14 protein-coding genes are annotated in these 14,373 nt (G+C 43.6%); 7 read left to right on the forward strand and 7 right to left on the reverse strand.

The annotated features are described in order from the left end of the window. Positions 1-18: 18 nt before the first annotated feature. The 4 genes from Q0R52_RS24645 to Q0R52_RS24660 form a co-directional block, all read right to left on the reverse strand. On the reverse strand, positions 19-2,490 hold the full coding sequence (locus Q0R52_RS24645; RefSeq protein WP_295799987.1) for a TonB-dependent receptor: 2,472 nt from the start codon (positions 2,488-2,490) through the stop codon (positions 19-21). A gap of 279 nt (positions 2,491-2,769) precedes the next feature. Further along, on the reverse strand, positions 2,770-3,306 hold the full coding sequence (dcd, locus tag Q0R52_RS24650) for a dCTP deaminase (RefSeq protein WP_295799990.1): 537 nt from the start codon (positions 3,304-3,306) through the stop codon (positions 2,770-2,772). 242 nt (positions 3,307-3,548) lie between these two features. Beyond that, positions 3,549-4,742 carry a Gfo/Idh/MocA family oxidoreductase gene (locus Q0R52_RS24655; protein ID WP_295799992.1) on the reverse strand — a complete coding sequence of 398 codons (1,194 nt, stop codon included), beginning with the start codon at positions 4,740-4,742 and terminating at the stop codon, positions 3,549-3,551. 112 nt (positions 4,743-4,854) lie between these two features. Next, positions 4,855-5,697, reverse strand: coding sequence for a phytanoyl-CoA dioxygenase family protein (locus Q0R52_RS24660; protein WP_295799995.1), 843 nt, complete (start codon positions 5,695-5,697; stop codon positions 4,855-4,857). 99 nt (positions 5,698-5,796) lie between these two features. On the opposite strand from Q0R52_RS24660, the gene Q0R52_RS24665 reads away from it, so the two are divergent. From Q0R52_RS24665 to Q0R52_RS24675, 3 genes are read left to right on the forward strand one after another with little or no spacing between them, the layout of a single operon-like run. Beyond that, positions 5,797-6,432: a 4'-phosphopantetheinyl transferase superfamily protein gene (locus tag Q0R52_RS24665; RefSeq protein WP_295799997.1), complete on the forward strand. Its 636-nt coding sequence runs from the start codon at positions 5,797-5,799 to the stop codon at positions 6,430-6,432. Positions 6,433-6,436: 4 nt separating this feature from the next. Then, a complete protein-coding gene (lipB, locus tag Q0R52_RS24670; protein ID WP_295799999.1) occupies positions 6,437-7,180 on the forward strand; it encodes a lipoyl(octanoyl) transferase LipB in 744 nt (247 codons plus the stop codon). After that, positions 7,177-7,905, forward strand: coding sequence for an SGNH/GDSL hydrolase family protein (locus Q0R52_RS24675; protein WP_295800003.1), 729 nt, complete (start codon positions 7,177-7,179; stop codon positions 7,903-7,905). Before lipB ends, Q0R52_RS24675 begins: the two co-directional genes overlap by 4 nt. Positions 7,906-7,924: 19 nt before the next feature. Here Q0R52_RS24675 and Q0R52_RS24680 read toward each other — a convergent pair whose 3' ends face one another. Continuing rightward, positions 7,925-9,241, reverse strand: coding sequence for an aminotransferase class V-fold PLP-dependent enzyme (locus Q0R52_RS24680; RefSeq protein WP_295800007.1), 1,317 nt, complete (start codon positions 9,239-9,241; stop codon positions 7,925-7,927). A 91-nt stretch (positions 9,242-9,332) separates the two neighbouring features. Then, the gene (locus Q0R52_RS24685; RefSeq protein WP_295800009.1) at positions 9,333-10,760 is read right to left on the reverse strand and encodes an L-serine ammonia-lyase; all 1,428 of its coding nucleotides are present in this window, start codon (positions 10,758-10,760) and stop codon (positions 9,333-9,335) included. Positions 10,761-10,880: 120 nt separating this feature from the next. On the opposite strand from Q0R52_RS24685, the gene Q0R52_RS24690 reads away from it, so the two are divergent. After that, a complete protein-coding gene (locus Q0R52_RS24690; RefSeq protein WP_295800012.1) occupies positions 10,881-11,378 on the forward strand; it encodes a DUF5684 domain-containing protein in 498 nt (165 codons plus the stop codon). Further along, the gene (locus Q0R52_RS24695; RefSeq protein ID WP_295800014.1) at positions 11,378-11,743 is read left to right on the forward strand and encodes a DUF2752 domain-containing protein; all 366 of its coding nucleotides are present in this window, start codon (positions 11,378-11,380) and stop codon (positions 11,741-11,743) included. The genes Q0R52_RS24690 and Q0R52_RS24695 overlap by 1 nt, the downstream gene beginning before the upstream one ends. Here the strand turns inward: Q0R52_RS24695 and Q0R52_RS24700 are convergent. Beyond that, complete coding sequence (locus tag Q0R52_RS24700) at positions 11,725-12,450, reverse strand: RDD family protein (RefSeq protein ID WP_295800016.1); 726 nt, start codon at positions 12,448-12,450, stop codon at positions 11,725-11,727. The two genes, Q0R52_RS24695 and Q0R52_RS24700, sit on opposite strands and share 19 nt — an antisense overlap. An 86-nt stretch (positions 12,451-12,536) precedes the next feature. Here Q0R52_RS24700 and Q0R52_RS24705 point away from each other — a divergent pair, with 86 nt between their 5' ends. Further along, a complete protein-coding gene (locus tag Q0R52_RS24705) occupies positions 12,537-13,514 on the forward strand; it encodes a stage II sporulation protein M (protein WP_295800020.1) in 978 nt (325 codons plus the stop codon). Further along, complete coding sequence (locus Q0R52_RS24710; RefSeq protein ID WP_295800024.1) at positions 13,498-14,370, forward strand: hypothetical protein; 873 nt, start codon at positions 13,498-13,500, stop codon at positions 14,368-14,370. The genes Q0R52_RS24705 and Q0R52_RS24710 overlap by 17 nt, the downstream gene beginning before the upstream one ends. Positions 14,371-14,373 lie beyond the last annotated feature (3 nt).

Here is a 14,373-nt window from a genome sequence, read left to right on the forward strand (position 1 = left end):
TTAGTTGTTAATAGTTAATTACTGTACGGTGTATCTGTATACCTGCCTGCCGATATCGCCATCGGCATCAATGCCTTCTATAACTACGCGGTAGGTGCCCTTATTATCGCTGTTAAAAAAGCTGAAGGAAGCTTTGCCATCCTTATCGGTTATTAAGTCCGGCTTCCAGCAAATAGTGCTTCGGTAATCGCCGATCCTGAAGTTGGTTTTTGGATCGTCATACTGCGGCGAATAAAACTCGCGGGCTTTGTAAAAGCCTTTAGGTCGATAAGTTACAACACCAGGCGTAAAACGATCGTAACTATAATCGCCAGCCCTTTTGGTTGTTATTACCAAAATTCCATGCCCTCCTTTAGTACCGTACATTGTGGCATAATTAGGGCCAACCAGTACCTCGATACTTTGAATCCTGTCGGGGTCGATATTATTAAACTGCTCATAATCCAGGTATCCGCCGTCTACTACAATAAGCATTGGCGCAGGTATCGGATCCATTGCCCGCTTGCTATAAGGGGTGCCTCTATAATCGAAGTTGACAAGGCCAAAAAGCTTACTCTTTAAACGAAACGAAAGTGTTGCCCCTACCATGTCCTTTAATTCATCCGCAGTGATAATTTCGTCAGCATTGCCGGGGCCGTTCATGTTTTCGGAGCGCTTCACAAAATCTTTTTTCGACTTTATTTTGACCTCTTTCAGCATTATTGCATGTTTGTTGATCCCATATTTTTGCTGTTCATCGTAAAATTGCCTTTGGTTTACAAGATAGGCTGACAAACCAGCCAGAGTGCTATTGTCTAAATTATTAATAAGCGAATTTGGTATAACCGATGGGCTGGGAGCCGACAATGTATCCAACTCAAGTGTCACCGCGCTTTGCCCCTTACGCACTTTTGATTGTATCACAAACCTTGTACTATCAGCAAATGCCAAATCGTTAAATACAAATTTGCCATTTTTGTCAGTCACAGTATCTATCATAAAAAAGCCGCCTTTGTTGGTCATAAGGCTCACTTTTGCCCCCGCAGCAGGTGTATGCCATTTAACAACCCGGCCACCAATCTGCATCAATTTTTCGGGCTGCCAAGCCAGCAGCGCAGGCTTATCATCCAAGACCTGTTTCCACGTAAACTGACGGTAACCCTGCGTAAGCATTAGAAGGTCAAGATCGGCTTGTGTTTTTTCGGTAACGTTTGTGAAATAGTAATTGGGCTGCTCAACAGTTCCCTTTAAATCGGATGTTAGCAGCAGGTTGGTGAGTATTGTGTTTTCATTTTGCTCATCAACGGGCACGGCGGTTTCATCTGTAACGGCTACCGAAAAGCTGCCCGTTACGGGTTTTTTATCTTTAACGCCGGCACTTATTTCGATGTTTACTTTCTGCCGCGTATTATAAGTTTCCTGTGCTTTTACATCGAGTTTAAGCTGATTATTGTTATTGATAAATGCAAGCCGTTCATTCAATGGCTCGCCGTTTTGCGAAAACAATGTGAACTGTACTACCGCTGTCGGGAATTTACTTTTTGGTATTACTACAGTAAAAAACTTGCTAAATGGCCCGCTCTCGGCTGCGTAATAAACAATGCCGCCTGATTGTGCTATAAGATTTAACTTATCCTGCGGGCTTTCGGAGCCAGCAGCTATTCGCAAGCTGATGGTATCCGGATTGGCATTGTTAACATTTATTGTATAACCATTATTTACAGCCTTTGGTAAATCAATTGCCTGTGTTAGGCCATTAGCATAAGTTATGTTGGCGGTATAGGTTTTGCCGGCCTGTGGAACAAAGGAAAATTCCCCCATGCCCAAATGCGCAGTCGCAAATGTTGTTACTTCGTTACCCTCATTATCCTTTAAAGTGCCCTTTATGGCAAGCCCAAGGCCGTTTGGCGCTATCGCCTTAAAGGCTACTGTGGAATAGTTTCCCGCCACTAATGTGCCGCCCTCGGGTAAAAACTGGACATCGGCTTTGTTTAAAACACCTCTTTTTGCCGGTTTTACAGCACCCGGTTCTCCGCTTTCAGGAATTCTTTTTGCCGATGCTATGCCGACAGGTATAACTTGTTCAAAAAAAGAGTCGGGGCCATTGTTGCGCATCCAGTTTGTATAGGCCCGAACGCGATAATTACCTTTGGTTAAGGTATCGGCTAAGGCAAAATCCCCATGGGCAGTGCCGGCCAAAACCTGTAGTTTTATTGACCGGGCTATTTTATTGTCGGGGTCGATTAAATCGGCGTATAATATTCCGCTCAGCGCCGATAGCTTGTGTTGCGCCCCAAGCGTTAAGTATGCTTTAAAATAAATGGTATCGCCAACCGCATAATAGGGTTTATCAAATTGCAGGTAAGCTTTTTCGGCACTGTGATTTGCGTTGTAGTTACCGAGCTTCGAGGTGACAGACGGTATTACTGCGTCGCCGGCGATTTGTTGTGAAGCCTGGCTAAAAACCCAAAATGGCAGCATAGCAATTACAAAGGATAAGGTTTTCTTCATAAACTCACTGAAAATAGGGTTTTAGAACTAAAAATAGTTAAATATCCATACCGATCGCCTGTAACAAGGTTGTTATAGAAAGTGAACGGGCTGGTTATTAATCCTTTGAACTAAAAAATTAGTAAAGGTTTAATCGAACATGAAAATTTTATGAAAAAAGATTTGAGACCATGGAACATAGTCGATAGACCATGGTTTATTAGGGAATATACGGGAGATTATTCATTAAGACTTCAACGGTTTTACCGACTATGGTCTATCGTCCATGGACTATGGACTCTAAAATACATTCTTCCACATCATGCTTTCAACCGGTTTGGTTGATGGCGAGTTGTATTTGGCGTTGTCTTTAGTATTATAAAAGGTTTCTATCTCCCCTTCAACTACAAAATATATCAGCTGGCCGATTGGCATACCGGCATAGATCTTAACTGGTTGGGTGCACGAAATTTCTAAGGTCCAGGTATTGCAGAAACCTACATCGCCTTTGCCGGCCGTCGCATGTATATCAATACCTAACCTGCCTGTGCTCGATTTCCCTTCTAAAAACGGCACATGGTTATATGTTTCTGTGTACTCCACAGTTACACCAAGGTATAACGTATTGGGTTGCAGAACGAAACCATCTTTTGGGATTTCGAAGTAAGTAATTTCGTTATGCAGCTTTGCATCCAGCACCCTGTCGCGGTAGGTGGCCAGGTATTTTCCAAGGTGCACATCGTACGAATTTGTTCCGAGGCAGGTGCGGTCAAAAGGTTCAATTATAATACGCCCTTCCTCAATTTCTTCTAAAATTCGCTTGTCTGATAATATCATGATGCCCTGTAAAGAGGGGCTAAATTATAACTAATTGACGGGGTGGACAATGCTAGTTTACCAACAAAAGTTTTGTAAAGATGTTGGTAATATGATTTCACCGATTGAAAAATGATTACGCCGATTTTGTCTGAACCTTGATTTACCTGATTAAAAGATTGCCTGATGCCTGGCCGATCAAGAAAATCCCTGAATCAAGAAAATCAAGGTTCAGACAATCAGCGAAATCAACGTAATCATCATTAATCAGCGGTTATCTCGCGCACCACTACCTCGCCTGTAATCTTGTGCTTTAATATCAGCTTATGCTCGCCGGATGGCAGTATCTCCTTTTTAATTAAATAGTAATTTTCATCGTACGATGTGGTTGCAGGGCCGTTGTCGGCATCCGTACTGCCGCGCCAGCCTTCAATTTGTACCGGTTCCCACCTGCCGCTTTTGGCAGAAAGATAGGCAGCATCTATTATCGCATTTACAATATAGCCATCATAAAACGTCTCCATCGGTTCTGTTTTATTTTCGATGGAATTAAACATATCGGTAAACATGTTGGTGTAGCCCAACTCGTGCACCTCATCACCCACGGGGAATAACCATCCGCTGCTGCTTTCGGCTTTTTCGGCTACATAGCCGCCTTTGCCTGCGCTAAACATTTCGAAGCCGGTACGCAAGAAATTGTTTAGCCAGATGGTGCCTTCGGTGCCCATTACTTCATCGCGCAAGTCCATACCACCTCTAAAGCACCAGCTTACCTCGAACTGCCCGATAGCGCCGTTAGCATATTTTACCAACCCAATGGCATTATCCTCGGCCTTAATGGGGTGTACCTGCGTAGCCGCCCAGCACATCACCTCAACCGGCCGGACATCTTTACCTATAAAGCCGCGTGCTATCTCGATACAATGGCACCCCAAATCAACAATAGCACCACCTCCCGATTGCTCATGGTCCCAAAACCAATCGCTGTGCGGACCAGGGTGCGCCTCGCGCGATTTTGCCAGCAATACTTTACCGATGCTTCCATCTTTAACCGATTTAAGCGATTTGAGATATTTAGGTGTGTAGCATAAGTCTTCAAGGTAGCCGCCCATTATACCGGCTGCCTCAACCATGTCAAGCATCCGTTTTGCCTCGGCGGCATTACGACCGAGCGGCTTGGTGCACAGCACATGCTTTTTTGCTTTCGCACAAGCAGCCACAGCTGCTTCGTGCAGGTTGTTTGGTAGCGATATTACCACGCAATCCACATCGGGACGGCTGCAAACCTCGTCCATATCGTCGCTGTAAAACGACAGTTTATAATCGTCGGCAAATTTTTTGGCCTTATCGATGTTGCGCGAGTAAACGCTGATTAAACTATCCTTTGCGCGCTGCGCCTGCAGCGAGTCTGCATAAAAACGGGCAATGAAACCCGAACCTAACATGGCTATTTTCATATGGTATTTTTATATTATTTTATATAGTCTGTAGTCTTAAGTCCTAAGCCTTGAGTCAAACCCCAATTAAGCAAAACTTTTGACTCGAGACTAACGACTTTGGGCTCAGGACTTAATTCTCCCATCCTGTTGGCTTCAAAGCCGGGTCGTTTTCTTTTTTCAGGAAATCTGCGTTTGATAGTGATTCTGGCTCCCATTCCAAAATAGCTTCATCCGGTACAATATCAACAGGCACTTTGTATGATGTTGATGTTTCGTTATAAGCCAGGTTCGATTGCAGGTTGTAACACGAAATAACCGACCACCGCGGCCTGTCGCTTAGATTAGCTTCCGAGCGGTGCAGCAAATTGCTGTGAAAAACAAGGGCATCTCCGGGTTCTATTTCAACATAAACAATGTCCATAGTTTTAAGAGCATTGTCCACCATAACCATATCGGCGCCCACCTGCTCGCCGGCAAAGCCATGGTTTACCCGGCCCAGTTTGTGCGAGCCTTTTATTACCAGCAGGCATCCGTTTTGTTTGTTAGCTTCGGTTAATGCCACCATTATGCTTATTAGCTCATCAGGAAACATAAACTGGTTTTTGTACCAGTAACCGTAATCCTGGTGCCACTCCCAGGCGCCGCCAACTTTCGGCTCTTTTTGCATCAGCTTGCTATGAAAATGGCAAACCGGCGCATCGCCGCCCATTAACTGTTTAACTGTGCCCACAACTTTTTCGCTGCGGGTTAAATATCCAAAAACATCATTGCCCGGGGTAAACCATAGTGACAGTCGTGTTTTTTTCCCGCTTTGGTCGTTAAGGTCGAGCGCGTTGTTGCGCATAGCGTTGTCATCCAGCGCGGTACTGTACAACTTATCAATTTCGGCCGGCGAACAAAAATCTTTCAGGATGATATACCCGTCACGATTATATTGCTCAACCTGGGCAGGTGTAAGTTTTTCGGTTAGCATGATGTAATTTTATTAGCGTTGGTTGTATAATTAACAAAAAGCGATACAATTTAGTGTTATTTGATATAAGTTTGTTGTGCTTTTTGCAATTTTACTTTTATGGCTATAGCATACCGGCAGCAGGTTGATGACGATACAGAATTTGCGATCTGGAAGATTGAGGAACAAGCTGACGAATTGTACAGTCAACTGCGTTTAGACGAGCAGGAACAGGCCCACTACGAGAGCCTCAAAGTTGGCAAACGCAACCTGCATTGGCTGGGTACGCGTGTGCTACTGCGCAAAATGCTGCAAACTGATGAGTATATTGATTGCAAAGTCGACTCACATGGTAAGCCATATTTGGTTAATATGCCCTATCATATATCATTAAGTCACTCTTTTGATTATGCCGCCGTAATGATTGGTAAAAACCCGGTGGGTATCGATATTGAGCAGGTAAAACAAAAGGTAGAGCGTATAGCCCATAAATTTATGCGGGAAGAAGAACTGGCTTTCGTTCAGGGGCCGGATAAAATAAACCAATTGTATGTTTGCTGGTGTGCTAAGGAAGCGGTATACAAATGCTTCGGCCAAAAAGAGGTATCATTTGCTGATAACATATTATTGGAACCGTTCCAATTTGAGGGCCATGGATGGGTTGACGCCCGGCTGCTTAAAGGAGACACGGATATTAAATACGATGTTGGCTACCTGCAATACCAGGATTATATGGTTGGCTACGTAAAGGGATAATGCGATGAAAAATAAACAGGTAATTTTCCAGGATTGGGGATTGATTGATTATAAACAGGGCTGGGACCGCCAGGAAGCTTTATTTGCCGAAACTGTAAACGAAAAAATTGCCATACGGAACAAAGAAGTTGCATTGGCCGATGGCACCGGGCACACGTACGACCACAGCGTAGCCAGCGAAACATTGAATTACCTTGTTTTTTGCGAACACCCGCATGTTTACACCCTTGGCAAAAGTGGGAAGCCCGAACATTTATTGCTGGATGAACAAGGCCTAAAGGAAAAGCAGGCAGTTTACTATCCCATCAATCGTGGTGGCGATATCACCTACCACGGACCAGGACAAATAGTAGCCTACCCTATTCTCGACCTTGATAATTTTTTTACCGACATACACCTTTACCTGCGTACGTTGGAAGAGGCTGTGATACTTACTCTTGCCGATTACGGCTTAACAGCCGGTCGCTACCCGGGCTATACAGGCGTTTGGTTTGATGCCGATAATGAAAATGCACGGAAAATATGCGCACTTGGCGTACGCTGCAGCCGTTGGGTTACCATGCATGGCCTGGCTTTTAACGTAAATACCAACCTTGATTATTTTAAAAACATTGTTCCTTGCGGCATTGATGATAAGGATGTAACCAGCATGCAGCGCGAGTTGGGGCGCGAAGTTGATATAAACGAAGTAAAAAAAATCCTAAAACATCATATTTCCGTGTTGTTTAATATGGAGATGATGTTATGAAAATATTACAAATTATTTTGATTGCGGTAACAGCCTTATCAGGCTGTACAAAAAAGGCTGCAGTACCAGCCCCCATAGTTAAAACTGATACCTCTGTAACCTCCAAACCCATGACGACTCCCGCTACTTATCTTGCTTTGGGCGATTCATATACCATCGGCGAGGCCGTGCCGCAAAATCAATCATTCCCTTACCAGCTTGTCAACTCGTTAAATTCATTTAATTTTGACGTACAACCACCCGACATTATTGCTGTAACCGGTTGGACTACCGATAATTTGATAGCCGCTATTTCACAAAGCGACTTTAAAGATAAACAATACGATTTTGTTACTTTACTAATCGGGGTTAATGATCAATACCAGTTTCAGAGCAAAGACAATTACCGTACAAAGTTTGCACAAGTGCTGCATACGGCAATCAACTTTGCAAAGGGCGATGCCAGCAGGGTTTTTGTTCTATCTATCCCTGATTACGGCGTCACCCCGTTTGCTGCAGGGCGCGAGAACACAATTGGGCCAGATATTGACGCTTTTAATGCGATTAACAAGGATGAAACGGCAAAAGCTCACGTTTCAAATTATATTGATATAACGACTATATCAAGGCTGGCAGCTACAAACCCGTCATTGATCGCTGCCGATGGCTTACACCCCTCTGCCCAAATGTATCAAATGTGGGTGCAGGCACTTGAGCCTTCTGTAAAAGCAAGGCTGGAGAAATAACATCCTTCTTTATTTCCGATTATTTACTGCCCGTTGATTTGGCTTTTGTGGCAATTTCATCAATTGCCCGCGCAAACTTATCCAAATCGTGCAACGGGGTGTATACATGCGGCGTAACACGCACACAGCTTATGTTTTCAATTTTTATACCTACCACGTGTATTTTATAATTATTGAACAGGGCGGTGTCCAATTCGCCTGGCGTCATCCCATCGACACTTACACCGCAGATTGCACACGAGTACTTTGGATTTAATGACGTGTGCAACTTTACGTTGGGTATCTGCTGAACCTTTGTGGCCCAATAGTTTTTAAGATACCTGATGCGTTCTTCTTTCCGTTTGCTGCCAATACCTTCATGAAAGTTGATGGCCTCGCCTATTCCCTGCTCGATAGGGAAACTACGGGTGCCCAGCTCTTCGAATTTGCGGATGTCCTTGCTATGCGGCTCGCCGCTGCTCGATAGCGGCCATATTTTTTCTATCTTTTCCTTTCTAATCCACATCATTCCGCTACCAATTGGAGCAGAAAGAAATTTGTGCAGGCTGGTGCCAAAATAATCGCAGCCCAGGTCGGGTATTTTAAAGTCCATTAACCCAAATGAATGCGCACCATCAACTATAACTTCAACGCCTTTGGCGTGTGCCATGTCGCAAATCTTTTTTACCGGCAATATCTGCCCAACCCAGTTAATCACGTGGGTAACATGCACTAATTTTGTTTTTGAAGTGATGGCGCTTTCATAAGCTTTAACCATTTCCTCATCATTTTCACATGGCAAATTAAGGTTCACCTGGTTATAAACTATGCCATCGCGCATAACACGTTGCTTGTAAGCCTGCACCATGTGCGGGTAATCAAATTTACTGCCTACAACTTCATCCCCGGCTTTTAAATCCAGGCCTAGTATAATAGTGTTTAAAGATTCTGTTGCATTGCGGTTAACCGCAATTTCTTCAGGGTTTACACCGGCCAGGTTAGCCAGTTTCTCACGCAAAGGCTCGCGCCCCTGGTCTAGTATGCGCCACATAAAATATGACGGCCCCTCGTTTGCCAGCAGGTTGTACCGTTCCACGGCTTGCTGCACCACTATCGGCGATGGCGATACACCACCATTATTTAAATTGATAATATTGGAGTTTACACTAAACGATCGCTGGATAACTGCCCAATAATCCTCGTCCTGTGCAGCCTGCTCAGGGGTAAGATGGTTGATTTTTTGTGATGCCTTTTGCCATTCGGCGGCATGTGCCTGGTTGAACAGGCTGTTAACAGAAAAAGCACCTGCAAGGGTTGCTGCCTGTTTCAAAAATATGCGGCGGTCGTTTGTCATCATGATAAACGAATTTAGGGTTTTAAATATTGATTAACAAGCGAATGCCAAAATCAAACAAGCCTTAAATCAGGCGAATCAAGGTTCAGACATTTTAACACTCCGGCAAACTAATCGGAATGTTTATCGCCAGCCCACCGTCCGAAGTTTCTTTATATTTCGAATTCATATCCAGCGCTGTTTGCCACATGGTTTTTACTACGGCATCAAGGCTTACCTTAGCATTATCAGGATTGGTTTGCAGGGCCAGTTGCGATGCGGTAATGGCTTTTATAGCGCCCATGGTATTGCGTTCGATGCAGGGCACCTGTACCAATCCGCCAATTGGGTCGCAGGTTAGGCCGAGGTGATGTTCCATGGCAATTTCGGCAGCCATTAAAACCTGGCGCTGTGTGCCGCCAAGGCATTCGGTAAGGCCGGCGGCGGCCATTGCAGATGACACGCCGATTTCGGCCTGGCAACCGCCCATGGCAGCAGATAAAGTCGCGCCTTTTTTAAATATACTGCCGATCTCGGATGCGGTTAGTAAAAACTGTACGATACGTTCATTACTGTAACCATCACAGAAAGCTATAAAATATTGCAGCACGGCAGGTACCACTCCTGCAGCTCCGTTAGTAGGCGCAGTAACAACGCGACCAAACGAGGCATTTTCTTCGTTAACTGCCAGCGCAAAACAGCTAACCCAATCCAGCGTGTTCTGGAAGCTATTGCCGGTGCTACGAATGGCGGTTATCCATTCATCATAATTATTATAAGTACGGTCGCCTAATAATCGTTTGTTAAGACTAGCGGCGCGACGGGCCACATTAAGGCCGCCGGGCAATGTGCCGCGGGTATGGCAACCACGGTAAATGCATTCTTTTAGCGCAGTAAAAATATTTTGTACGCCCTGCAGGGTCTCCTGTTCGCTGCGCCAGGCGAGCTCGTTTTCCATTACCACTTCCGATATCTTGAGACCGGTTTTCATGCACCAATGCAGCAGGTTGCTGGCAGTATCAATGGGGAAAGGTAAGTCAACTTCGGCTTTTTGCAAGCCTTCGGCACCTTCTTTGACCACGAAGCCGCCGCCTATTGAATAGTAAGTTTCAGAAACAGCATTACCGTTACTCAAAAATGCCTGGAAGGTTACTGCGTTTGGGTGAAACGGCAGGCTTTCGTTAAAAAGAAACAGCAAATCGGCATCAACGTCAAAATTAATCTGGTGCTTGTCCGCAAGTATAAGCTTGTGCGAAGTATGGATATTAGTCGTTTTAGGGCCAACCTGGTCAACCTCGAAAGTTACCGGGTCATCGCCACTCAAGCCTAATAATATGGCTATATCGGTACCGTGGCCGCGGCCTGTTTTTGCTAACGAGCCATAAAGTAAAATTTTCACCTGCTCAACCAATGGCAGCACCTGTTTATCTTCTAAAGACTGCACAAACTGCTGTGCCGCCCGCCAAGGGCCAAGTGTGTGTGAACTTGAGGGGCCTATACCTATTTTAAAAATATCGAAAACTGAAATTTGCTCTCTTTGCACGGGTCAAATTTATGATAATATGCTTGTATTTATCTTTAAATAAAAAGTTTACAATGAGGGTTTTACAATTAATTTTTATATTTTGCATATAATTATTAACTCACTTATAAACCTAAAACTATGCAAAATTACGATTTAGATTCAAGTCCGAGCGGCTTTGTTGGTGTAATTGTGGCAGTGATCCTGGCCGCTTTAATTCCAATTCTTATTGTTGCTGTTATCACCATTGTCGGTAAATGGAAAGTTTATGAAAAAGCCGGCAAACCAGGATGGGCGGCAATAATCCCGATTTATACGTGGATTGTAATGCTTGAAATTGTGGGCAAACCAATCTGGTGGATAATTTTGTTTTTCATACCGTGCGTTAACATCATATTCATGATATGGACTATAAATCTGATGAGCAAAAGCTATGGTCAAAGTGAGGGATTTACCATTGGGCTGATATTATTGGGTTTTATCTTCTGGCCGATACTTGGTTTTGGCAATTACCAATACCTGGGCCCCTCGGCGGCAGAAGCAGGTGGGTTGAGACCACGTGACCCATTCAATAATCCTAATGCCAATAATAATTACCAGGACCCTTTTAGTAATAACCCGCCGCCACCGCAAGCTTAGTGCTACTAAAAGTTGATATTATACAAGTGTTTTGCAGCCAGTTAAACTTTATTAACTGGCTGCAAAATCATTTAATACCCTGCCCATTCAAGTATTTAACCGGCCTTGATTGCCCTGGCTGCGGCTTTCAACGCTCAATGGTTGCACTTATCCACGGCGATTTTCATAAAAGCGTTGATCTATACCCGGCAGCCATTCCGCTTATTTCATTGTCTATCTATCTTATTTTTGATAAATACTTCAAGCTCGACAACTCAAAAAACGTTGTAAAAAAAACGCTTTTTATGATTGTCGGTGGTATTATCCTGACCAGCTACTGTATAAAGATGTGGGGATTATTCAGCCACTACAAAGCATCTGCCTGAGCCGAAATATGACTGTAGTCTTTTATAATAGTTTGTAAAAACACGAGGCTGTTCATCCTTTCAGGCGGCGTTATGGTAAGATGGGCCTTAACCTTTTCGGCCATGGCGAAAACAATACTATTGTTGCCGGTTTTAAAATAATTGGCAATTACATCGTGTATTAAAGCAATATCTCCATCGTTTAATTCACCCGCCTGGCTAAATACAGGTTGGTAGGTGCTTTCGGTATTATTAAAAACAATGTTGTTCATTTTGGTGCGGGGCTCGGTGCGTACCATAACTGTGCCGGCAACAATATCACCAATACGCTGGCCATTTTCACTCATCGCAGCGGTAATCAAGGCCCCTAAACCGCCGGTAATGCCAAAGTCAACCATCCTGAATAACCAGCGTAATAAATACTGGCTAAACTTAGGGCGCGCCCCGTCGAGACTTATCACCCGTATTTTCATAACCAATTTGCCTACGCTCTGCCCGTTAAAAAAAGCTTCGCACAACAAATCGTAAAACACAAATAAAACTACCATAACTATGGCGTATACAGCCGATGCATATTCTGTGACAGCGGGAACAATAAACATAGCAGCAATAACAAATGGAATAAACACGGCATAATCCAGTAACCGGGCCAATATTCGCTCGCCCAGGCCGCCAATTTCGTAGTCTATATCAATATTCTGGGCGGTGTGTACTGTAATTATTTCCATCGTGTAACAAATATAAAATTGTTATTTATAAATTGTTTGCGGATTAAAAATTTGTATTACATTAAACAAAAAATATAATTTAGAAAATGCGCGAAGCCTTGTTTATAAAACAAAACACGCAAAGGTGGAAAGATTATGAAAATTCAAAGGCGACAAGCCCGGATGAGCTTGCGGAATCGTTTATAAGCATTACCGACGACTTGGCTTACGCCAAAACATTTTACCCAAAATCAAACACAACAAAATATTTGAATGGGCTGGCCGCTGCCTTTCACCAATCTATCTACAAAAACAAAAAAGAGAAAACCAACCGTTTTATTACTTTCTGGAGATACGAACTGCCGCTGATATTTTATAAACACCGCAGGCCGCTGCTTTACTCACTCCTGTTTTTCCTTGTTTTCTGCCTGATGGGTGCGCTATCAGCAAAATACGATAACACCTTTGTGCGCCTGATAATGGGCGATGATTATGTGAATATGACAAACGAAAACATTGCCAAAGGCGACCCATTCGGCGTTTATAAGCAGGAAGGCTCCTTTTTAATGTTTTTATTTATAGCGGCAAACAATATTAAGGTCGAGTTGATGATTTTCGTGATGGGTATATTTCTGTCAGTGGGCAGCATATACCAATTGTTGATGAACGGCGTAATGTTAGGCTCGTTTCAATATTATTTCTTCAGCAAGGGCCTGGGCTTAAAATCTATAATGATAATATGGCTGCACGGCACACTCGAAATATCCGCAATCATAATAGCGGGCGGGGCGGGACTTATCGTTGGAAACAGCCTTCTGTTTCCCCGAACTTACACACGCATCGCGTCACTTAAAAACGGCGCCAAAGACGGCCTTAAAATCGCTATCGGCATTGTCCCCATATTTATTATCGCAGCTTTTTTCGAGGGCTTTGTAACACGCCACACAGAAATGGCTATTTGGCAAAGTGTAACCATTTTAACATGCTCGCTGGTATTTATAATTTGGTATGTTATATTGTACCCGGCAAACCTTAACCGAAAATTAAATCGCAATAACCTGACTATAAATGAAACAACCTATTGAACTAAGGCGAGTACGAGACTTTGGCCAGGTTATTAACGACAGTTTTACTTTTTTAAAAGAAAATTTTAAGCCATTATTTAAATCGCTGTTTATTATCTGCGGCTTTTTTTTGGTGCTTGGTACCATTACTACTGCCTTTGCCTACCTTAAAATGTCGTCGATGTTTACCGGTCGCTTCCAAAACATACAGGGCGGGCAATACGACTATATCATCAGTTTCGTTATCAGTATGTTCTCGTTGATTGCAGCGCAGGCCTGCATACACCTGGTTACGCTTTGTTATATTTCGGTCTACCTTCAAAAGGGCAATGTAAAGCCGACGTTTGCAGAGGTATGGGGTTATTTTAAATACTACTTTTTTAGGGTATTTGGCAGCACTATTCTAATTGCAATTATGTCGGTCATAGGGTTCCTCCTTTGTGTTATACCGGGATTTTATGTATTCCCGATTTTTTACCTAATCATACCGATAATGGTTATTGAAAATTCGTCGTTTAGCTACGCCTTTAACAAAGCATTCCGAATAATCAAGGAAAACTGGTGGTCAACCTTCGGGGTTATATTTGTAATGGGCATGATAGTGGGTATTGCCAATTCATTCGCTCAATACCCTATAACCATTATCAGCATGAGCAGCACGCTTGTGTCGCTTAAAAATATTACAACGCCCCTGATCATTTTCTTTAGTGCGCTCCGTAATATTTTAATGCTTGGCTATGCCCTGCCGGGTATTGCCATCTGCCTCTGTTATTTTAGCTTAGCCGAGCAAAAAGACGGGCTGGGCTTGCTTGAGCGTATTGAAAAATTCGGCACCGGCGCAGCTGACAACTCAAATTTACCAACTGAAGAATATTAGGCA

Source organism: Mucilaginibacter sp., assembly GCF_025359345.1.
GTDB lineage: Bacteria > Bacteroidota > Bacteroidia > Sphingobacteriales > Sphingobacteriaceae > Mucilaginibacter.

Excerpts from the sequence above, each read along its gene's own strand:
- Q0R52_RS24645 (WP_295799987.1), bottom strand. The coding sequence starts at position 2,490 with ATGAAGAAAACCTTATCCTTTGTAATTGCTATGCTGCCATTTTGGGTT.
- lipB (WP_295799999.1), top strand. The coding sequence starts at position 6,437 with ATGAAAAATAAACAGGTAATTTTCCAGGATTGGGGATTGATTGATTAT.
- Q0R52_RS24675 (WP_295800003.1), top strand. The coding sequence starts at position 7,177 with ATGAAAATATTACAAATTATTTTGATTGCGGTAACAGCCTTATCAGGC.
- Q0R52_RS24705 (WP_295800020.1), top strand. The coding sequence starts at position 12,537 with ATGCGCGAAGCCTTGTTTATAAAACAAAACACGCAAAGGTGGAAAGAT.
- Q0R52_RS24660 (WP_295799995.1), bottom strand. The coding sequence starts at position 5,697 with ATGCTAACCGAAAAACTTACACCTGCCCAGGTTGAGCAATATAATCGT.
- dcd (WP_295799990.1), bottom strand. The coding sequence starts at position 3,306 with ATGATATTATCAGACAAGCGAATTTTAGAAGAAATTGAGGAAGGGCGT.
- Q0R52_RS24700 (WP_295800016.1), bottom strand. The coding sequence starts at position 12,450 with ATGGAAATAATTACAGTACACACCGCCCAGAATATTGATATAGACTAC.
- Q0R52_RS24680 (WP_295800007.1), bottom strand. The coding sequence starts at position 9,241 with ATGATGACAAACGACCGCCGCATATTTTTGAAACAGGCAGCAACCCTT.
- Q0R52_RS24655 (WP_295799992.1), bottom strand. The coding sequence starts at position 4,742 with ATGAAAATAGCCATGTTAGGTTCGGGTTTCATTGCCCGTTTTTATGCA.
- Q0R52_RS24665 (WP_295799997.1), top strand. The coding sequence starts at position 5,797 with ATGGCTATAGCATACCGGCAGCAGGTTGATGACGATACAGAATTTGCG.
- Q0R52_RS24710 (WP_295800024.1), top strand. The coding sequence starts at position 13,498 with ATGAAACAACCTATTGAACTAAGGCGAGTACGAGACTTTGGCCAGGTT.
- Q0R52_RS24690 (WP_295800012.1), top strand. The coding sequence starts at position 10,881 with ATGCAAAATTACGATTTAGATTCAAGTCCGAGCGGCTTTGTTGGTGTA.